The sequence below is a fragment of the Arthrobacter sp. M4 genome (genome assembly GCF_020251205.1).
GTDB lineage: Bacteria > Actinomycetota > Actinomycetes > Actinomycetales > Micrococcaceae > Arthrobacter.
Window position 1 is genome coordinate 218700 of sequence record NZ_JAIWYX010000002.1, and the last position, 19123, is coordinate 237822.

At 61.8% G+C, this 19123-nt stretch carries 12 protein-coding genes and 2 tRNA genes; 8 read left to right on the plus strand and 6 right to left on the minus strand.

From position 1 onward, the window contains the following. Window positions 1-64: 64 nt before the first annotated feature. From serA to ilvD, 5 genes are all read right to left on the minus strand, one after another. Window positions 65-1660, minus strand: a complete 1596-nt coding sequence (serA, locus tag LD110_RS04655; RefSeq protein WP_225496716.1) for a phosphoglycerate dehydrogenase — start codon at window positions 1658-1660, stop codon at window positions 65-67. A 190-nt stretch (window positions 1661-1850) separates the two neighbouring features. Further along, window positions 1851-2876 carry a ketol-acid reductoisomerase gene (gene ilvC, locus LD110_RS04660; RefSeq protein ID WP_225496717.1) on the minus strand — a complete coding sequence of 342 codons (1026 nt, stop codon included), beginning with the start codon at window positions 2874-2876 and terminating at the stop codon, window positions 1851-1853. A 97-nt stretch (window positions 2877-2973) separates the two neighbouring features. Next, complete coding sequence (gene ilvN, locus LD110_RS04665) at window positions 2974-3486, minus strand: acetolactate synthase small subunit (protein WP_225496718.1); 513 nt, start codon at window positions 3484-3486, stop codon at window positions 2974-2976. 2 nt (window positions 3487-3488) lie between these two features. Beyond that, the gene (locus LD110_RS04670) at window positions 3489-5390 is read right to left on the minus strand and encodes an acetolactate synthase large subunit (RefSeq protein WP_225496719.1); all 1902 of its coding nucleotides are present in this window, start codon (window positions 5388-5390) and stop codon (window positions 3489-3491) included. A gap of 463 nt (window positions 5391-5853) precedes the next feature. Then, window positions 5854-7575, minus strand: a complete 1722-nt coding sequence (ilvD, locus tag LD110_RS04675; RefSeq protein ID WP_225496720.1) for a dihydroxy-acid dehydratase — start codon at window positions 7573-7575, stop codon at window positions 5854-5856. A 294-nt stretch (window positions 7576-7869) separates the two neighbouring features. Here ilvD and LD110_RS04680 point away from each other — a divergent pair, with 294 nt between their 5' ends. The 3 genes from LD110_RS04680 (at window position 7870) to LD110_RS04690 (ending at window position 10469) form a co-directional block, all read left to right on the plus strand. Then, complete coding sequence (locus tag LD110_RS04680) at window positions 7870-8994, plus strand: hypothetical protein (protein ID WP_225496722.1); 1125 nt, start codon at window positions 7870-7872, stop codon at window positions 8992-8994. A 139-nt stretch (window positions 8995-9133) separates the two neighbouring features. Next, window positions 9134-10279 carry a sorbosone dehydrogenase family protein gene (locus tag LD110_RS04685; protein WP_374200309.1) on the plus strand — a complete coding sequence of 382 codons (1146 nt, stop codon included), beginning with the start codon at window positions 9134-9136 and terminating at the stop codon, window positions 10277-10279. Window positions 10280-10393: 114 nt separating this feature from the next. Next, window positions 10394-10469 (plus strand) — tRNA-Lys (locus LD110_RS04690). Window positions 10470-10968: 499 nt separating this feature from the next. Here the strand turns inward: LD110_RS04690 and LD110_RS04695 are convergent. After that, a complete protein-coding gene (locus LD110_RS04695; RefSeq protein WP_225496724.1) occupies window positions 10969-11436 on the minus strand; it encodes a MarR family winged helix-turn-helix transcriptional regulator in 468 nt (155 codons plus the stop codon). Window positions 11437-11609: 173 nt separating this feature from the next. Here LD110_RS04695 and bcp point away from each other — a divergent pair, with 173 nt between their 5' ends. From bcp to LD110_RS04720, 5 genes are all read left to right on the plus strand, one after another. Next, the gene (gene bcp / locus LD110_RS04700) at window positions 11610-12083 is read left to right on the plus strand and encodes a thioredoxin-dependent thiol peroxidase (RefSeq protein ID WP_225496727.1); all 474 of its coding nucleotides are present in this window, start codon (window positions 11610-11612) and stop codon (window positions 12081-12083) included. Between the two features lie 119 nt (window positions 12084-12202). Beyond that, window positions 12203-12284 (plus strand) — tRNA-Leu (locus tag LD110_RS04705). A 209-nt stretch (window positions 12285-12493) separates the two neighbouring features. Further along, complete coding sequence (locus LD110_RS04710) at window positions 12494-14149, plus strand: ABC transporter substrate-binding protein (RefSeq protein WP_374200310.1); 1656 nt, start codon at window positions 12494-12496, stop codon at window positions 14147-14149. A 79-nt stretch (window positions 14150-14228) separates the two neighbouring features. Next, a complete protein-coding gene (locus tag LD110_RS04715) occupies window positions 14229-15731 on the plus strand; it encodes a malate:quinone oxidoreductase (RefSeq protein WP_225496729.1) in 1503 nt (500 codons plus the stop codon). Between the two features lie 75 nt (window positions 15732-15806). Continuing rightward, entirely contained in the window at window positions 15807-19004 is a 3198-nt protein-coding gene (locus LD110_RS04720; protein ID WP_225496730.1) for an efflux RND transporter permease subunit, read from the plus strand. The last annotated feature ends 119 nt before the right edge of the window (window positions 19005-19123 follow it).

The window sequence follows — 19123 nt, forward strand, 5'->3', positions numbered from 1 at the left end:
GACCGGCCAAGCAAAATGTGTCGGGGTTGTGCCCCTCACGGGATTACAGCGGACGCTCGAAGTACTAGTCTTCCAAGTCCACTTCGCGAACCATCTCGGCCCCGATGCCGGCCTTAATGGCGTCGAGGACCTGCTGGGGAACCGAGCTGTCGATGGTGAGGAGTGCAAGGACCTGGCCGCCTTCAGCCTGGCGGGCCACCTGCATGCCACCGATGTTGATGTTGTTCATGCCCAGGATGTGTCCGATGGTGCCGATGACGCCGGGACGGTCCGCGTAGGCGACCACCACGAGGTGCTCGCTGATCGGGATCTCGACGTCGTAGCCGTTGACGCCAACGAGCTTCTCAACCTGCTTGGGGCCGGTCAGGGTACCAGCCACGGAGATCTGCGTACCATCGCTGAGCGCACCGCGAAGAGTCAGGACGTTGCGGTAATCCTCCGCGTCCGAGGTGGTGATGAGTCGCGTGTTGATCCCGCGCTGTTCTGCAATGACGGGAGCGTTGACGTAGGAGACCTGTTCGGTGACGACGTCGGCGAAAATGCCCTTGAGCGCGGCCAGCTCGAGCACCTTGACATCCAAGGCGGAAATCTCGCCGGCCACCTCGACGTCGATCTGGGTCAGTGAGGCGTGGGTAAGAGCCGTGAAGATGCGGCCGAGCTTCTCGATCAGCGGGATGCCCGGACGAATGTCCGGGGCAATAACGCCGCCCGCCACGTTGACGGCGTCGGGAACGAGTTCCCCGGCGAGGGCCAGCCGGACGGATTTGGCGACCGAAACGCCCGCTTTTTCCTGCGCCTCGGCGGTGGAGGCCCCAAGGTGCGGGGTGACCACAACATTGTCCAGCTCAAAAAACGGGAGATCCGTGCTGGGCTCCTTGACGAATACGTCAACGCCGGCACCCGCGATCTTTCCTTCTTTAAGGGCGGTGTAGAGGGCTTCCTCGTCCACCAGGCCGCCGCGGGCGACATTGATGACGTAGGCCGTTTCCTTCATCTTTTCGAAGGCTTCGGCACCCAGCATGCCCACGGTCTCCGGGGTCTTCGGCATGTGGATTGTGATGAAGTCGGAGTTCTCCAAAAGTTCATCAAGTGTTACCAGTTTTACGCCGAGTTGCGCGGCCCTGGCGGAGGTGATGTAGGGGTCGTAAGCGAGGATCTCGGTCTCGAAGCCCTGCAGGCGAGCTGCCACGAGGGCACCAATGCGGCCAAGGCCGATGATGCCGACCTTCTTCTCGAAGAGTTCGATGCCGTTGTACTTGGAACGCTTCCATTCGCCACCCTTGAGGGCGCTGCTTGCCTGGGGGATGTGCCGTGCCAGGCTCAGGATGTGGCCGACAGTCAGCTCAGCCGCCGAAACGATGTTGGACGTTGGCGCGTTCACCACCATGACGCCCGCCTGCGTGGCCGCCTTGATGTCAACGTTGTCCAGGCCGACGCCGGCCCGGGCGATGACCTTGAGGCTCTTGGCGGCCGCGATGGCCTCGGCGTCTACCTGCGTGGCAGAGCGGACCAGGATGGCGTCGACGTCGGAGATGGCAGAGAGCAGCTGGGAGCGGTCGGCGCCGTCGGTTTGGCGGATTTCAAAGTCCGGGCCAAGGGCTGCGACTGTGGCGGGCGAAAGTTCCTCAGCGAGGAGTACAACAGGCTTGGTGCTTGTCACCGGTGACCTCTTTGCTCTCTTGTTTGATTCAAGTGGGGATTCTGGTGAATTGATGCTTCACGCCGGAAGCCGGACCCGGTAATCCCGGGTCCGGCCTAGGTGCCGGGAAGCCTCTTAATCGAGGGTATCCCGAAGGTTGTTCTGTGTTTAATTGCTACGACTGCTCCGTGGCGGACAGAAGCGGCTCGCTTTAGCGGGCCGCAGTGCCCTCCACGTAGTCCTCGTCCTGCTGCTGCCAGGAGAACAGGGAACGCAGCTCGCGGCCAACACCCTCGATGGGGTGCTGTTCGGCCTTGGCGCGCAGTTCCTTGAACTCCACGGCGCCGTTGTCCTGGTCGTCGATGAAGCGCTTGGCGAAGGCACCGGACTGAACGTCAGCAAGGACAGCCTTCATGTTCTCCTTCACGCGCGGGTCGATCACGCGCGGGCCGGAGACGTAGTCACCGAACTCAGCGGTGTCCGAGACGCTCCAGCGCTGCTTGGCGATGCCACCCTCCCACATGAGGTCAACGATGAGCTTGAGCTCGTGGAGTACTTCGAAGTAGGCGATCTGCGGCTGGTAACCGGCCTCGGTCAGCGTCTCGAAGCCGTACTGGATCAGCTGGGAAACACCGCCGCACAGGACAGCCTGCTCGCCGAAGAGGTCCGTTTCCGTTTCTTCGGTGAAGGTGGTCTTGATGACGCCGGCGCGGGTGCCGCCGATGGCCTTGGCGTAGGACTTTGCCAGGTCCCAGGCGGAACCGGTGGCGTCCTGCTCAACTGCAATGATGTCCGGGATGCCGCGGCCGGCTTCGAATTCGCGGCGAACGGTGTGTCCCGGGGCCTTCGGGGCAATGAGGATAACGTCGACACCCTCAGGTGCTTCAATGTAGCCAAAGCGGATGTTGAAGCCGTGCGCGAAGGCCAGGGCCTTGCCCGCGGTCAGCTTGTCCTTGATGGAGTCGTTGTAAATCGCCCGCTGGTGCTGGTCCGGGGCAAGGATCATGATGACGTCAGCCCATTCGGCTGCGTCGGCAACGTTCTTGACCGTGAAGCCAGCAGCCTCGGCCTTGGCGATCGACTTGGAACCTTCCTTGAGGGCGATGGCAACCTCGACACCCGAGTCGCGCAGGTTCAGCGCGTGGGCGTGGCCCTGGGAACCATAGCCGACGATCGCAACCTTGCGACCCTGGATGATCGACAGGTCAGCGTCGTCGTCGTAGAACATTTCAGTCACTTGGGTAACTCCTCTTGAGTGGATTTTCTTACTTGTTGTCTTCGGTGCTGCTGTACTGGGCGGAACGCTTGGCCGGGCCCACGGCGCGGCCGGTGTCTTACGCGGAGCGTAACGCCCTGTCACTCATGGAGCGGGATCCCCGTCCAACGGCCAGGGTGCCGGACTGCACAATTTCACGAATGCCGAACGGCTCAAGGACTGAAAGCAGTGCCGTGAGCTTCTCGGGATGACCCGTTGCCTCAATGACCAGCGAGTCTGTGGACACGTCAACAACTGAGGCGCGGAACAAGTCTGCAGCCTGTGTGACCTGCAGACGAGTTGCGGCATCCGCACGTACCTTGACCAGGATGTGGTCTCGCTGTACGGAAGATTCTGAAGTCAATTCAACAATCTTGATCACGTTGATCAACTTGTTGAGCTGCTTGGTGACCTGTTCGATGAGGTCACCGTCGGCGTCGACGACGACCGTCATGCGGGAGATGCCGGGGATCTCCGTCGGCCCGACGGCCAGGGAGTTGATGTTGAAAGCGCGCCGGGCGAAGAGGCTGGCGACGCGCGTCAGCACGCCGGGCTTGTCTTCGACCAGAACGGACAGCGTGTGGCGGCTCATGCCTAGTCCTCCTCTTCCCATTCCGGGGTCATGTTGCGGGCTACCTGGATCTGGTCGTTGCTGACCCCGGCGGGAACCATCGGCCACACCATGGAGTTGGGGCTGACCACAAAGTCGATCACCACGGGACGGTCGTTGATTTCCAAGGCCTTCTTGATGGTGTCGTCGATGTCCTCATCGCGTTCGCAACGCAGCGCCGCACAACCGTAAGCGTCCGCCAGCTTCACGAAATCCGGAATCCTAACCGTGTCATGACCGGTGTTGAGGTCGGTGTTGGAATAGCGGCCTTCGTAGAAGAGCGTCTGCCACTGCCGCACCATGCCCAGGGACGAGTTGTTGATGATGGCGACCTTGATGGGGATGTTGTTGATGGCGCACGTGGCCAGTTCCTGGTTGGTCATCTGGAAGCAGCCGTCGCCGTCGATAGCCCAGACCACGCGGTCCGGATCCCCTACCTTGGCACCCATGGCCGCAGGCACGGCATAGCCCATGGTGCCGGCGCCGCCTGAGTTCAGCCAGGCATGCGGGCGCTCGTACTTGATGAACTGGGCGGCCCACATCTGGTGCTGGCCAACGCCCGCGACATAGATCCCTTCAGGACCAGTCAGTTCGCCGATGCGCTGCAGCACACGCTGGGGTGCGCTCAGGCCGTCCTCCGGCTCTGTCCAACCAAGCGGATAGGTATTGCGGAGGTTGTTCAGGAACGCCCACCAATTGTCCAGGTCCGGTGTTCCGGACTGTGCAAACTGGGTCCGGACGGCCTCCGTGAGCTCCGGGATGATCTCCTTGACCGATCCCACGATCGGAACATCCGCCGTACGGTTCTTGGAGATTTCGGCGGGATCAATGTCGGCGTGAATGACCTTCGCGTTCGGCGCGAACGTGCTCAGGACACCGGTCACCCGGTCATCAAAACGGGCACCGAGCGTGATCAGCAGGTCGGATTGCTGCAGGGCGGTCACTGCGGACACCGAGCCGTGCATCCCGGGCATGCCAACATGCTGCTGGTGCGAGTCCGGGAACACGCCGCGTGCCATCAACGTGGTAACAACGGGAGCACCCGTCAGTTCGGCCAGCTCGCGGAGCTCGGCCGAGGCGTGGGCTTTCACCACACCGCCGCCGACGTAAAGCACGGGCTTGGCTGCGGAGGCAATGAGCTTGGCAGCTTCCCGAACCTGCTTATTGTGGCCGCGGACTACGGGACGGTAGCCCGGAAGATCGATCCTGGGCGGCCAGGAGAACGTCATCTTGCCAACTTGGGCGTCCTTGGCAATATCCACCAGGACAGGACCGGGCCGGCCCGTAGAAGCCAAGTGGAACGCTTCTGCCATGACATGTGGAATGTCATTGGGATCCGTCACCAGGAATGAGTGCTTGGTAATGGGCATGGTGATGCCCACGATGTCGGCTTCCTGGAAAGCATCAGTGCCGATGACGGCGCTTGATACCTGGCCCGTAATGGCGACCATGGGGACAGAGTCCATGTGGGCGTCCATGATGGCGGTAACGAGGTTGGTGGCACCGGGACCTGAGGTGGCAATGCAGACGCCAACCTTCCCGGTAACCATGGCATAACCTTGGGCGGCATGGCCGGCTCCCTGCTCGTGACGGACCAGGATGTGATTCATCGAGGAAGCCATCAAGGGGTCGTAGGTGGGCAGGATCGCACCACCGGGCAAACCAAAAATATCCTCAACGCCGAGTTCTTCGAGCGAGCGGACAATTGCTTGCGAGCCGGTCATTTCCGTTGGGGGTACAACGTTATTCGGCCCGAGGACAGGAGAGACAGTTGCAGCAGTGTCGAGGGCGGCGTCAGCCGCGCGCTCGGCTTTTTCCGGAGCCTTGCCAGCTCCAGCGGACTTTGCAGCCATCAGCGAGGGGCTGATCGGCGATCCTTTGCTCATCGGACTCTTCCTTTGTGGATCTTCAATTGATGTTTCTGTGCTACTTCTTTGGTGCTTGTCTTGCTCAGGCGCCCCTTGCACGTGAGCGGATGCTCCACTGCAAATAAAAAAACCCCTCAGCCTTCCGGCTCTTCGAGGGGTTGCGCGTGACGAATCGTTACCAGTCGGGCTAAGCCACGCGCTTGGTAAGGACGACAGTGCCCACTGTGTGAACAGTAGCGCCGGCGGTAACGATTACGATCATGCGTTCAGTGTTCCCTCTGAGTGAGACGAGTGTCAACGACACCCCGCACCATCTCACAATTTGGACGCACCTGTCCACCAAGTGGTCGATCCGCCATGTGGTCAATCCACTAAGCGATCAATCCACCAAGCGACCGATGACTCTTCATCGGCGCCGGCCAGATGCGACCTTTCCGGTGTGCGCCGCCAACCAGGCTGGCGGCGCACACCGGAATCGGGGTCAGCCGCAGTAAGCTCCGGTGGAAGCGGAATTGACCAGCTTCGCGTACTTGGCCAGGACGCCGCTGGTGAACTTGGCGGGAAGAGGCTCCCAGCCCACCTTGCGGGCCTCCAACTCGGTCTCGTCAACGAGGAGATCGAAGGAGCGGGCAGCAATGTCCACGCGGATCCGGTCGCCGTCCTTGACAAAGGCGATGGGGCCGCCGTCGACGGCTTCAGGCGCGACGTGGCCGATGCAGAGGCCAGTGGTGCCGCCTGAGAAACGGCCGTCCGTGAGCAGAAGCACGTCCTTGCCGAGTCCGGCGCCCTTGATGGCGCCCGTGATGGCCAGCATTTCGCGCATGCCCGGACCGCCTTTGGGGCCCTCGTAGCGGATGACGACGACGTCGCCCTTTTGGATCTGCCCATTGTCGAGTGCGTCCAGTGCACCCTGCTCGCGTTCAAACACACGGGCGGTGCCCTCAAAGACGTCGGCGTCAAAGCCAGCGCTCTTGACCACAGCGCCCTCAGGGGCCAGCGAACCGTGCAGGATGGTGATGCCGCCCGTCTTGTGGATGGGGTTGTCCAAGGCGCGCAGGATCTTGCCGTCGACGTCCGGCGGGTTGATGGCAGCAAGGTTCTCCGCAACCGTCTTGCCGGTAACGGTGAGGCAGTCGCCGTGCAGCAGGCCGGCGTCGAGAAGCGCCTTCATGATCACCGGCACGCCACCGATCTTGTCGACGTCGGTCATAACGTAGCGGCCAAAAGGCTTGAGGTCGCCAAGGTGCGGGATCTTGTCGCCGATGCGGTTGAAGTCATCCAGCGTGAGGTCCACCTCCGCTTCACGCGCGATGGCCAGCAGGTGCAGAACAGCGTTGGTTGAACCACCGAAGGCCATGGTGACTGCAATGGCGTTCTCGAAGGCCTTCTTGGTCATGATGTCGCGCGCTGTGATGCCAAGACGCAACAGGTTGACCACCGCTTCACCGGACTTCCGGGCGAAATCGTCGCGCCGGCGGTCAGCTGAGGGCGGAGCGGCAGAACCCGGGAGCGACATGCCGAGCGCCTCGCCGATGCACGCCATGGTGTTGGCGGTGTACATGCCGCCACAGGCACCTTCGCCGGGACAGATTGCCTTCTCGATGCGCTCCAGGTCGCCCAGGCTCATCTTGCCCGCGGCACAGGCGCCTACCGCCTCGAAGGCGTCAATCAGCGTGACCTCACGCTCCGAGCCGTCTTCGAGTTTCACCCAGCCGGGCATGATGGAGCCGGCGTAGAGGAATACGCTGGCGAGGTTGAGCCTGGCTGCGGCCATGAGCATGCCGGGCAGGGACTTGTCACAGCCTGCCAGCAGCACGGAACCGTCAATCCGTTCGGCCTGCATGACAGTTTCAACGGAGTCGGCGATGACTTCGCGGGAAACCAGGGAAAAGTGCATGCCCTCATGACCCATGGAGATGCCGTCAGACACGGAAATGGTGCCGAACTGCATAGGGAAACCGCCGCCGGCGTGAACGCCTTCCTTGGCACCCTGGGCCAGGCGGTTAAGGGAAAGGTTGCAGGGAGTAATCTCGTTCCACGAGCTCGCGACGCCGATCTGGGGCTTGGCGAAGTCGTCGTCGCCCATGCCTACGGCCCGGAACATGCCACGCGCCGGCGCCGCGTGGATGCCGTCAGTTACGGCGCGGCTGCGGGGCTTGATATCCGGCTTGTTGTCTGTCGCTGTTTGGGTTCGGTCGCTCATGACCCAAAGTTTATGGGTTCTTTGCCTTACGCAACGACCTGAAACCCCCGATTGACAGGCAATTCCGCGGAAGATTGCCCAAATAGTGGACAGCGCTCTCAAATATTGAGACGGCTCCAGTCCACCTCTAGGTTCAATGCCCGGGGGACCAACGCTTCAGCGCTCTACATGAAGGCCCTCCAGCCGCCGCGGGAACCGCGTACCACAAACGTTTGACTAACCTAGACAGCCGTGACGCAAGGGACGTAAGTTCAAAGCACGGCAACTACGTCCAGTGAACAGAAGGGCTCTGTCATGGAGTGGATTATCTGGGTCATCGTTATTGTGCTGATTATCGCCATCGTCTGGTGGCTTATGAGCCGGGGCAGCACGCAAAGAACCACTTCCCAACCCACACGCGCGGCCGAGCCGCCGGCTGACTCAGTTGCCAAGGTTCCGGATGAGGCCCCATTGGCCGGCGGCGGGACGGCACCTTCGGCGGAAGCCGCCGGGACCGTAGGCATCCCCGGCGCTGCCGGGCTGACTGCCGGGGGCGTGGAATCCGCCGAGCCGGAACCGTCGACCACCACCGCAGACGAGCCCGACGACGACTGGGGTACACCGCCGTCGGGCCACCCGGAAGCGGCTCAAGCCACTGCTGAAGGGGCAGGAGCGGGCCGACAATCGGACGCAGGCGACGCCGGAGCCACCGAAACGGTCAAAGCGAAAGCTGCTGCCCCGCCGTCGGGCGCAGGGCCAACCGTTCCGACGTCAACCGCGACCCAGGCGCCGGTGGGCGGCGGTGACGTCGACGAATGGGAAACCTCCTCGACGCCCAGCGAACCCAGCGACGCTGACACGGACGCCGCTGAGGGAACAGAGGGGGGCGTCACGGCCGACGACGTTGTTGAGGCCGACGCCGGACCAGCGGCAGCGGCCGCCGGAACGTCGGCGGCTGCGGCGGACAGCGACGAATGGGAAGCGTCCTGGAGCGAAGGGTCGCAGACGCCCGCCCATCACGGTGCCGGGACGTCGACGCATGACGGCGTCGGCCGTACAGTGACAGCCGCCGCTCAAAGCACAGCTGCCCCCGTCCATCATCACGAATACACGGATGCCCACTCGCCGACGCTGCCCGGCGCGGAAACAGCCGCCGCTGAAGAGACGGTCCAAGCGGGCCAGGAAGAGGCGACGCAGGTGGGGCAGGAAGCCCCGCAGTCGGAGGCCGCCGAGTCTCAACCGTACGGGGAGGGCTCGGCAGCGCCCCGCCCGGACGGATCCGCGCCGGATGGCTACAGCGTCAAGGGAAACACTGCTGCGATGACCTACCTGGATGAGGACAACGCAGGCTACGCCGATTACACGGCGGATGTGTGGTTCCTGTCCGCGGCGCATGCAGAGGCAGCCGGTTTCCGCGAGCCCCGGCGGAGCCGTCACTAAAGGCACTAAGAGTACCGACCGGGCACGACGATTGACGCGGCAGTCGCCGTCGATCCGTTGGCCCGAAGTTGAGGCAGGAGCATTGAAGCCCCTATCGCACATCATGCGCCGCGGTCCGAGCCTGCCCCGCGTTCTGCGCATGCCCCGCGTTCTGCGCATGCCCTGCGGCCTGCGCATGTTCACGGTAGCCATACTGACGGCGCTGCTCGCTGCGTGTACTGGTACGGCGCCGACACCTGGCCCTTCCGGGCCCACAGGTACTGTCCCTTCTGTGCCCACAGGTGTAGGAGCGAGCACTCCCCCGCCAGGCGTTGCGGCCGGAGACCCTGAGCTGATTGGAACAACCGCCGTCGGACTTCAAATTCCTTGGGCCGTGGTCTTCCTGCCGGACGGGACAGCCATCATTTCCGAGCGCGACACCGCCAAGATCAGGGCCGTGAGGGATGGGCGGCTGAGCGACATAGGGACGTTTCCGGGAGTTGTGCCGGGCGGGGAAGGCGGGCTCCTGGGTCTTGCCCTATCACCGAATTTTCCGACGGACAGGCTGCTCTACACGTACTTCACAGCATCCGGAGACAACAGGATCGCGAGGACCAAACTCCTGGCATCGCCGTCCGGGCAGTTGGGCCTCACCGGCACGGAGGTTATCTTCACCGGTATTCCCAAGGCGTCAACACATAACGGCGGCAGGATACGTTTTGGCCCCGACGGCTTTCTCTACGTGGGCACCGGAGACTCCCAGCGCCGGAACCAACCCCAGGACCGCAATGCGCTCGGCGGCAAGATCCTAAGGATCACGTCCGACGGCAAACCCGCCCCCGGCAATCCCTTTGGCGACAACCCGGTGTACAGCTACGGACACCGGAACGTCCAGGGCCTGGCCTGGGATGCAGGGGGCCGCTTGTGGGCCAGCGAATTCGGGCCCGATGTCAACGACGAGCTAAACCTCATTACGCCGGGCGGCAACTATGGCTGGCCGGAGGTCACGGGCGCGCCGGGCCGCCAAGGATTCATCGACGCGAAGCTCGTGTGGCCATCAACAGCTGAGTCCTCACCGAGCGGGCTGGAGATCGTCAACGGAATTGCCTATTTGGGAGCGCTTCGGGGGGAGAGGTTGTGGACCGTCAAACTTGAAGGCGAAAACGCGTCCCAGGCTGTGGCTCATTTCACACAAATGTATGGTCGGCTGAGGGACGTTTCCAAGGCGCCTGACGGCAGGTTGTGGGTCCTCACAAACAACAAAAACCCTGATTTTGCGCTGATTTTGAGGCCACTGGCGCGATGACACCAGGGTGCTTAGCCTCGATTTCACACACGACCCGATCTCGTGTAGAGTTACATGTCGTTGCGGAGGTCAACGAGGAAAAGAAAGCTCCTCGATTGAACAAGACAACGGATTGCACCTCTAGCTCAACTGGCAGAGCAATTGACTCTTAATCAATGGGTTCCGGGTTCGAGTCCCGGGGGGTGCACCAAGGGAAATCAGCCCCTGACACGCGGAAACGCGGTCAGGGGCTGATTGCTTTTATTGGCAGTACCGCAACCGGAGCAACTCTTCTTCTAAGTGCTTTGCCTCCACGGCTGCGAACCTTGCCTCGGGCCGGGGATTTTCTAAGCGGCCTGGAGCGGTGCCCCGTCAGCGGTCCAAGCGGAAATGTAGTGGCCGCGCGGGCAATATGGTCGTCCTATTTGGACCATTCCGCCCGACGCCTCCCCTGTGCTGTCCTGCGCCACGTCCCAGCGCTCCACAAGCAGTGTGTCACAGCGTGGACACCTAAATTCAGATGGTCGGCGTACCATGACTCCCCCTCCCATAGGCATCTGATCAGGCGATAGTAGATCAAAGCTGGTCAGGCCAACAGGAGGGCTGGTACTCGTTTTTTTGGGGAACAACGAGTGCAGGCCACTCGTACCCAAGCAGGCGTTATCGGCCGGAGTCCCGCGTTCGCGTGGCGCGACGCTAGGTATTGGCGCTTAGTGACCCTGGTCCGCCGCGGCCACAATGGCGTCGGCAACGGCCGTTGAATCGCGGGCGGCAAGTTCCCGGACCACAATCTTCAACTCGCGTCGAAGTTTGTCAGCATCGATGGCCACGGTGGAAAGTACCTGGTGCTCAAGTTCATGTGCTTCCACCAGCGCCGCACTTCCTGCTTCGGTGATGGACACCACGTGGCTGCGTCGGTCGGAAAGACTGCGTTCACGTTTGATGTGGCCGTGGGCCTCCAGCCGAGTAAGCGTCTTGCCCATTGTTTGTGCCTGCACGCGCACGATCTGCGCCAACGTGGCCTGCGTTATCGGCCCTTTTACGGTGAGGACGTCGAGCGCGATCACGCCGGCATGGGTTAGTCCCACGTCGCTGAGCTTCTCATTCCACGCATGCTCGACGAGACGGGCAGCCGTTGAGAGCAGGCGGCCCATCGGCCAACGTTCCATGTCTGGCATAGCCGCAAGTATACAAAGTGGCGGTGAGGCTTGAGTCCGAAATGGCATATTTATGTGCTTTGGCCTGTCCGTTTGCCTCATTATCAAACAAAATTCGTCCCGCCCCTGCCACCATCACTAAGCTGGATAGCCGTGCACCGGAGCGCCGTGCACAGGAGCAAGGAGCAATAGCAATGGCTGAACGACTGGCACCAGGCGATCCCGCCCCTGATTTCACCCTCAAGGACTCCTCGGGCAAGGAGATTCGCCTGGCAGATTTCCGGGGCAAGAAGACGATTCTGTACTTTTATCCGGCAGCGTCTACCCCGGCCTGCGCAAAGCAGGCGTGCGACTTCCGCGATTCCCTTGAACCGCTGCGCGCCCGGGGATACGAAGTCCTGGGCATCTCGCCCGATCCTGTGGCCGCCTTGGCGAAGTTCGTCGAGGAAGAATCCCTGACTTTCCCGCTCCTTTCAGATGAGGGACACGAAGTGGCCGACGCCTACGCAGCGTGGGGAGAAAAGAAGAACTACGGACGGACCTACCAGGGACTCATCCGGTCGACGTTCGTAGTGGACCCGGAAGGAACGTTGTCACTGGCCCAATACAACGTCAGGGCTACGGGCCATGTTGCCAAGCTTCGACGGGACCTGAAGCTGGACTCCTAGGGCTGTCGGCAGCGGTTTCGCAGGCCACGAACCGGTTTTTAGGGCATCAGTTCGGCTCGCCGTTGCTTGCCCCATGCCGCCCCGGCCAAAACATGGCTATAGAATGGACCCCGACGCTAGCGCGAGTGGTGAAATTGGCAGACACGCAGGATTTAGGTTCCTGTGCCTTCGGGCGTGGGGGTTCAAGTCCCCCCTTGCGCACTAATCGACAGCTGGGCTCCGGTGGAGCAGCGGCAACAGTACCGGCGGTACCCTGCAGTTTGGAGCGGGGTACCGCCGGTAGTTGCATTCAGCTTGCCCAAGTTAGCGTCAATTAGACTGTTCGCGGTCCAGCAGGAGGCCGCCACCTTAGATAAGTGGCTTTGACAAGTCCATTTCGCGTGAACAGGGGATGATACGTGGTACGACGCATCGCGGGGCGGTTCATCCGGAGCATTGGCGCCGGACTTGCAGTTATAGCCCTAGCTTCGTGCACCGCCACCCCCGGCCCTGCCCCAACCACATCCACCTCAGCCACACCGTCGTCGGAGCCGATTGCGACTTTCAATTTCGGCACACCATCCCAGCCCCTGGGCCTGGACCCTGCGCTGACCGCCGACGCCGAATCGTACCGGGTTACGCGTCAAGTCCTGGAGGGTTTGGTGGGTGTGGACGGCTCTACCGGCCAGCCTGCACCGCTCCTCGCGACGGAATGGAAAGAGCTCGACGACGGCCTGAAGTATGACTTCACCCTGCGAAAAGGTGTGACCTTCCACGACGGCACACCTTTTAACGCAGCCGCCGTCTGCACCAATTTCGACCGCTGGTTCACCTTCCCGGAGGAACTCCGCAAGCAGGCGCCGGGAATGTCGTTCAAGGGTGTTTTCAAGGCATTCTCCGACACGCCGGTCCTGTCGATCTTCAAGAGCTGTGCTTCCTTGTCGGATGGCAACGTCCGGATCAGCCTCACGCGGCCGTTTACCGGCTTCCTCCAGGCACTCACGCTTCCGGCATTCGCGATCTCTTCGCCGCAGGCCCTCGCTTCACAGTCGGCAAATGTCCTGAACCAGTCCAAGGACGGAATGCCGGTTTCCGCGTATGCGCTTCATCCCATTGGCACAGGTCCGTTCGTATTCTCGTCGTGGACCAAAGACAAACTCACCTTGACCAGCTATAAGGGCTACTGGGGGAACAAAGGACAGATCGGCACGGTTAACTTCATTCCCTACGACCACCCGCAGACACGGCTCCAGGCACTGCTGGACGGCAAGATCGACGGGTATGACCTAGTCACGGCCGCGAATTTCGATCCCCTTGTCAAGAAGGGCAAACAGATCATCCAGCGCGATCCGTTCTCAGTGATGTACCTCGGAATCAATCAGTCAGTTGCACCGCTGCAGAAGCCCCAGATCCGGCAGGCCATCGAACTCGCGGTGGATAAGGAAACCCTGATCCGGAAATTCTTCATCGACAACACTGCCCAGGCCACCCAGTTCGTGCCACCGAAATTGAGCGGCTTCAACAACAATGCACCTTCCCTTGGCTATGACCCGGAGAAGGCGAAAAAGCTCTTGGCTGAGGCCGGATACAAGGGCGAGGAACTCAAGTTCTACTACCCGCTTAATGTCACCCGGCCTTATCTTCCAACGCCAGAGAAGATCTATGCGGAACTGAGCCGCCAGCTGACCGCCGTCGGATTCAATATCAAACCCGTACCGGTCGACTGGAGTGACGGCTATTTACAGAAGGTGCAGTCGCCGGGCGACCATGCCCTCCACCTTCTGGGCTGGAACGGGGCATACTCGGATGCCGACAACTTCCTGGCGCCGCTCTTCGGTGAGGTCAACGGCGAATTCGGCTACCAGGACTCCACCGTCTTCGCCAAGGTGGACCGTGCCCGTTCACTCCCGGAAGGCAAGGAACGGACCAGCCTGTACCAGGCCATCAACGCAGAGATAGCAACGGCCGTCCCGGCCGTGCCCATAGCGTTCCCGATCTCCGCCCTGGCCCTGTCTGACCGGGTGGAAAAGTACCCTGCATCGCCGGTCTTATCTGAAGTTTTCACAAACGTACGCCTGAAGTCTTGACGATTCGGCGCAATTTCAGTTATTAGACCGCCCGGGGATATTCTGTGACAGCCAGTGCCGCCGCTATCGGAGATTGATCGTGACCTTCATTTCCAAGACACACTATGCCGACGTCGTCCTCATTGGCGGCGGCATCATGAGCGCCACGCTAGGTGCGTTCATCAAGCAGCTTGAACCGGACTGGACCATCTCACTGTTCGAACGCCTGGACGAGGCAGGCCTGGAGAGTTCGGACCCGTGGAATAACGCGGGGACCGGCCACGCGGCATTGTGCGAGTTGAACTACTCTCCCGCTGCCAAGGATGGCAGCGTAGACCCCACCAAGGCACTGCACATCAACGAGCAGTTCCAATTGTCACGGCAGTTCTGGTCCTACTTTGTGGACAACAACCTGATCGGCTCCCCGCGGAAGTTCATCAACACCGTGCCCCACATGAGCTTTGTCATCGGGGACGACCACGTAAATTTCCTCAAGACCCGCTTCGAGGCGCTGAAGCAGCACCCGCTGTTCCGGAGCATGGAGTACACGGAAGACCAGGCACAGATCGCCAAATGGGCGCCGTTGATCATCAACGGTCGCGACTCCAAGCAGCGCGTGGCTGCTACCCGCGCGGCCGAAGGAACCGACGTCGACTTTGGCACCCTTACCCGTGAGCTGACCACCTACCTCGCGAACAACGGCGTGGAGGTCAACTATGGGCATGACGTCACTGATATCCGCCGCGCCCCTGGTGGCGGCTGGGACCTCAAGCTCAAGTACCCGGCATCGGGTGAACACGGCCGGATCCGCGCCAAGTTCGTTTTCGTGGGCGCCGGCGGCGGTGCGCTTCATCTGCTTCAGGCGTCCGGAATCCCGGAGAGCAAGGGTTACGGCGGCTTTCCGGTGTCGGGACAGTTTTTCCGCTGCACGGATGAGGCCATCGCTGCCCAGCACAGCGCCAAAGTTTATGGCCAGGCGTCAGTCGGCGCTCCGCCCATGTCCGTCCCGCACCTGGACACCCGCTACGTTGACGGCAAGAGATCGCTGCTCTTCGGCCCGTACGCCGGATTCTCTACGAACTTCCTCAAGTCCGGCAGCTATCTTGACCTGCCGCTGTCCATCCGCCCAGGCAATATCGTTCCTATGCTGGCGGTGGCCAAGGACAATATGGACCTGACGGCCTACCTCATCAAGGAAGTGGCCAAACGGCACGAGGCCAAGGTTGAGGCCCTGCGTGAGTACTACCCCAAGGCCGCTGGCGGCGACTGGGAATTGATCACTGCCGGGCAGCGCGTGCAGATCATCAAGAAGGATCCCCAAAAGGGCGGCGTTCTTCAGTTCGGTACCGAGGTCATTACGGCTCGCGACGGATCCATCGGCGCCTTGCTGGGCGCATCACCGGGAGCGTCTACTGCCGTTCCGATCATGATCGAGTTGCTCCAGCGCTCCTTCCCGAAGAACTTCAAGGGCTGGCAGTCCAAGCTCAAGGAAATGATGCCAGGGTACGGCGTCAAGCTGAACGACAATCCCGAACTGGCTGCAGAGATTGAGTCGTCCACAGCCCGTTCACTGCAACTCGAGACCGCAACGGTCAACCACTAAGAACGTCCACCATCCGGCCCCGGCAATAGCCGGGGCCGGATGCGTACCAGACCACAGTTTGCAGGAGACGCACCGATGTTCCGTCTGGCAAGGCTCTCGCTTGGGAACCGCGCACTGATCGCCCTGATCACAGTTTTCGCGTCGGTGTTCGGCGTGATCACCATGACGTCCCTCAAACAGGAACTGATCCCCTCCATCGAGTTCCCCCAGATCACGGTCATCACATCGATGCCTGGCGCCTCCCCGGAAGTTGTTGACAAGCAAATAGGCCGGCCGCTTGAGACTGCGTTGAACAGCGTGGAGGGCCTGGAGTCCACGTCGTCGACATCACGGACCGGCGTGTCCCAAATCACCATGGTGTTTAGCTATGGATCGAACCTCGACCGTGCCCGAAACCAGATCGATCGCGCAATCTCCAACGCCAAGCGCATCCTGCCGTCGGACGTTCAGCCGCAGTCGATCGCAGGCAACATCAGCGACTTTCCCATCGTTTTCCTGGCAATATCCTCGGACAAGCCCCTCAGCCAGCTAAACGCCGACCTGCAACGGCTCAGCGTGCCAAAGCTGCAGAAGATCGACGGCGTTCGCGGTGCCGATGTAACCGGCGGAGCCACGCAGCACATCACCATCCAACCGCGGCCAGACGCCATGGCCGCGAAGGGCGCGAGCCTGCAGGCGATCAGCAACGCCTTGAAGAACAACGGGGCCCTGGTTCCGGCCGGAACGGTGGAAGACCAGGGCAGGTCCCTCTCCCTTCAGGTTGGCAGCCCAGTTGACTCGGTGGATGTGATCAGGTCCCTCCCCCTCGCTGGAGCGAAAGATGGGGCCACCATCGGCGCGGTGGCCGACGTCGCCGTCAAGGACGACACACAGACGTCCATCACCCGCACGAACGGCAGGCCCACCCTGGCCGTGTCCGTGACCAAGAAGCCCGAAGGCGACACGGTGGCGATCTCCCACGCTGTCAGGGATTCGCTGGCCTCCATGGAAGCCGAACTGGGTTCCAACGCAAAGTTCACTCCGGTCTTCGACCAGGCGCCCTACATCGAAAAGTCCATCAAGGACCTCACAACCGAAGGCCTGCTGGGACTCGGCTTCGCGATCGTTGTCATCCTGCTCTTCCTGTGGTCCGTGCGATCCACGCTGGTCACCGCTGTCTCCATTCCCCTGTCATTGCTCATTACGTTCATTGGCATCTCGGCCACGAAGTACTCTCTGAACATCCTGACGCTCGGCGCCCTGACAATCGCCATTGGCCGCGTGGTGGACGACTCTATTGTGGTTATCGAGAACATCAAGCGGCACCTGAGCTACGGCGAACCGAAAATCACGGCGATTCTTACCTCGATCCGTGAAGTTGCGGCGGCCATCACCGCCTCAACCCTGACCACTGTGGCGGTCTTCCTGCCGATCGCTTTCGTTGGTGACCTGGCTGGAGAGCTCTTCCGCCCCTTCGCACTGACAATAACCATCGCCCTGCTGTCGTCGCTGCTTGTGTCCCTCACCATCGTGCCTGTCTTGGCCTATTGGTTCCTCAAGGTACCCACAAACAGCCAGGCAACGGCCCGGGAAATCTCGGCCAAGGCCCATGAGGCGGAGCAGCGCACCCTTCTCCAGCGCGCTTATCTGCCGGTCCTCTCGGCCACCCAGAAGAGGCCGGTACTGACCCTGATTGCCGCGATCCTGGTCCTGGGAGGCACCGCAGCCATGTCTCCCCTGCTGGCCACCGACCTCCTGGGCCGCTCAGGGGAGAACAGCATGACAGTCCGACAGGTCCTGCCCGCCGGCACCAGCCTGGAGGCCACCAGCAACGAGGCGGCCAAGGTGGAGAAAGTACTCCAGGGAATTAACGGGATCAAGGATGTCCAGGTGACGTCCGGCAACGCCCAAACCGGATTTACCGCCCTGACGTCAACCGGAGCCTCAAACTCGACGTTCACCGTGGTTACGGACGAGAAGGCCAACCAAGCCGCACTCCAGAACCAAGTCCGGGACGAGCTCACCCGCAGCGGCGCAGCGGGCAAAATCACTGTCGGAGCCCAGCAGGGCGGATTTGGCACTTCTTCCACCGTGGATATCACCGTCAAGGCTGCGACGGCGGCAGACCTGGCCGCCGCCAGCGATGCCCTTGTGGCAGCCTTGGAAGGCGTTCCGGGAAGTTCTGAGGTCACAACAAACCTTGCGGGAAGCCAGCCGGTGGTCCAGGTTCGTGTCGACCGGGCAAAAGCCGCTGCCGCCGGACTGAACGAAGAACAGATTGCCGGCGTGCTCGCTGCGACGGTGAGTCCGGTACCCGCCGGAACGGTCAGGATCGACGCCAATGACCTCCCGGTCCGTATCGGAGAGGGCACTCGCTTCACCAGCATCGACGCGGTCAAGAATATCCCGCTCCCGACGCCGACCGGTCCGGTAACGCTAGCCGGCATCGCATCTGTCCAACAGGTCAACGTCCCGGTCTCAGTGACCAGCAGCAATGGCCAGCGGACAGCGAAAGTGTCCGTGACGCCGTCGGGCTCCAATCTTGGGGCCGTCAGCGCCGAAGTGGAAAAGCGTCTCACAACGGTGCAGTTGCCGGCGGGCGTCACCGCCACGATCGTCGGGGCCACCACCCAGCAGGCAGAGTCCTTCCGCCAGTTGGGGCTGGCGCTCCTGGCCGCAATCGCCATCGTTTACGTCATTATGGTTGCCGCGTTCAAGTCGCTGGTGCAGCCGCTGATCCTGCTGGTGTCCGTGCCCTTCGCGGCCACGGGCGCCGTCGGGCTCCTGCTGGCCACCCGCGTTCCCTTGGGGCTGCCGTCGCTGATCGGGATGCTGATGTTGGTGGGCATCGTGGTGACGAACGCGATCGTCCTCATCGACCTCATCAACCAGTACCGCCAGCCCTCTGGAGGAAGGCCAGGGATGTCCGTGGCGGACGCCATTACGCACGGTGCCCGCCAGCGCCTGCGCCCCATCCTGATGACAGCCTTTGCCACGGTATTCGCGCTTACGCCGATGGCACTCGGGCTGACCGGAGGCGGCGGTTTCATCTCGCAACCGCTGGCGATCGTCGTCATCGGTGGCTTGGTCTCGTCCACATTGCTGACGCTGGTCTTGGTCCCTGTGCTGTACCGCCTGGTGGAGGGTCGCCGGGAACGCAAGGCACTGCTAAGGGCCTTGCAGGAGCGACCTGGAGCGGACGCTCACAGGCTGGCAGTCGAATCGCTGGACTGGACTACGGGCATGATGCCCAAGGTCACGGGGCGCAGGGCCGCACCGGACCGCGTGGACTAACCCTCACGACTTCACGCTCCTTCCGGACAGCAGGAGCATTTTTCGGGAACAAATCGCACAAGTGTCCTGTTATGCCCGGCGATACATGCAAATGCATGTAATTCAGGTAGACTGGATGC

What these genes read in the sequence shown, in the direction of transcription:
- bcp (WP_225496727.1), top strand. Translation starts at nt 11,610, where the DNA reads ATGGCTGAACGACTGGCACCAGGCGATCCCGCCCCTGATTTCACCCTC.
- ilvD (WP_225496720.1), bottom strand. Translation starts at nt 7,575, where the DNA reads ATGAGCGACCGAACCCAAACAGCGACAGACAACAAGCCGGATATCAAG.
- LD110_RS04720 (WP_225496730.1), top strand. Translation starts at nt 15,807, where the DNA reads ATGTTCCGTCTGGCAAGGCTCTCGCTTGGGAACCGCGCACTGATCGCC.
- LD110_RS04695 (WP_225496724.1), bottom strand. Translation starts at nt 11,436, where the DNA reads ATGCCAGACATGGAACGTTGGCCGATGGGCCGCCTGCTCTCAACGGCT.
- LD110_RS04670 (WP_225496719.1), bottom strand. Translation starts at nt 5,390, where the DNA reads ATGAGCAAAGGATCGCCGATCAGCCCCTCGCTGATGGCTGCAAAGTCC.
- ilvN (WP_225496718.1), bottom strand. Translation starts at nt 3,486, where the DNA reads ATGAGCCGCCACACGCTGTCCGTTCTGGTCGAAGACAAGCCCGGCGTG.
- LD110_RS04680 (WP_225496722.1), top strand. Translation starts at nt 7,870, where the DNA reads ATGGAGTGGATTATCTGGGTCATCGTTATTGTGCTGATTATCGCCATC.
- LD110_RS04685 (WP_374200309.1), top strand. Translation starts at nt 9,134, where the DNA reads ATGCCCCGCGTTCTGCGCATGCCCTGCGGCCTGCGCATGTTCACGGTA.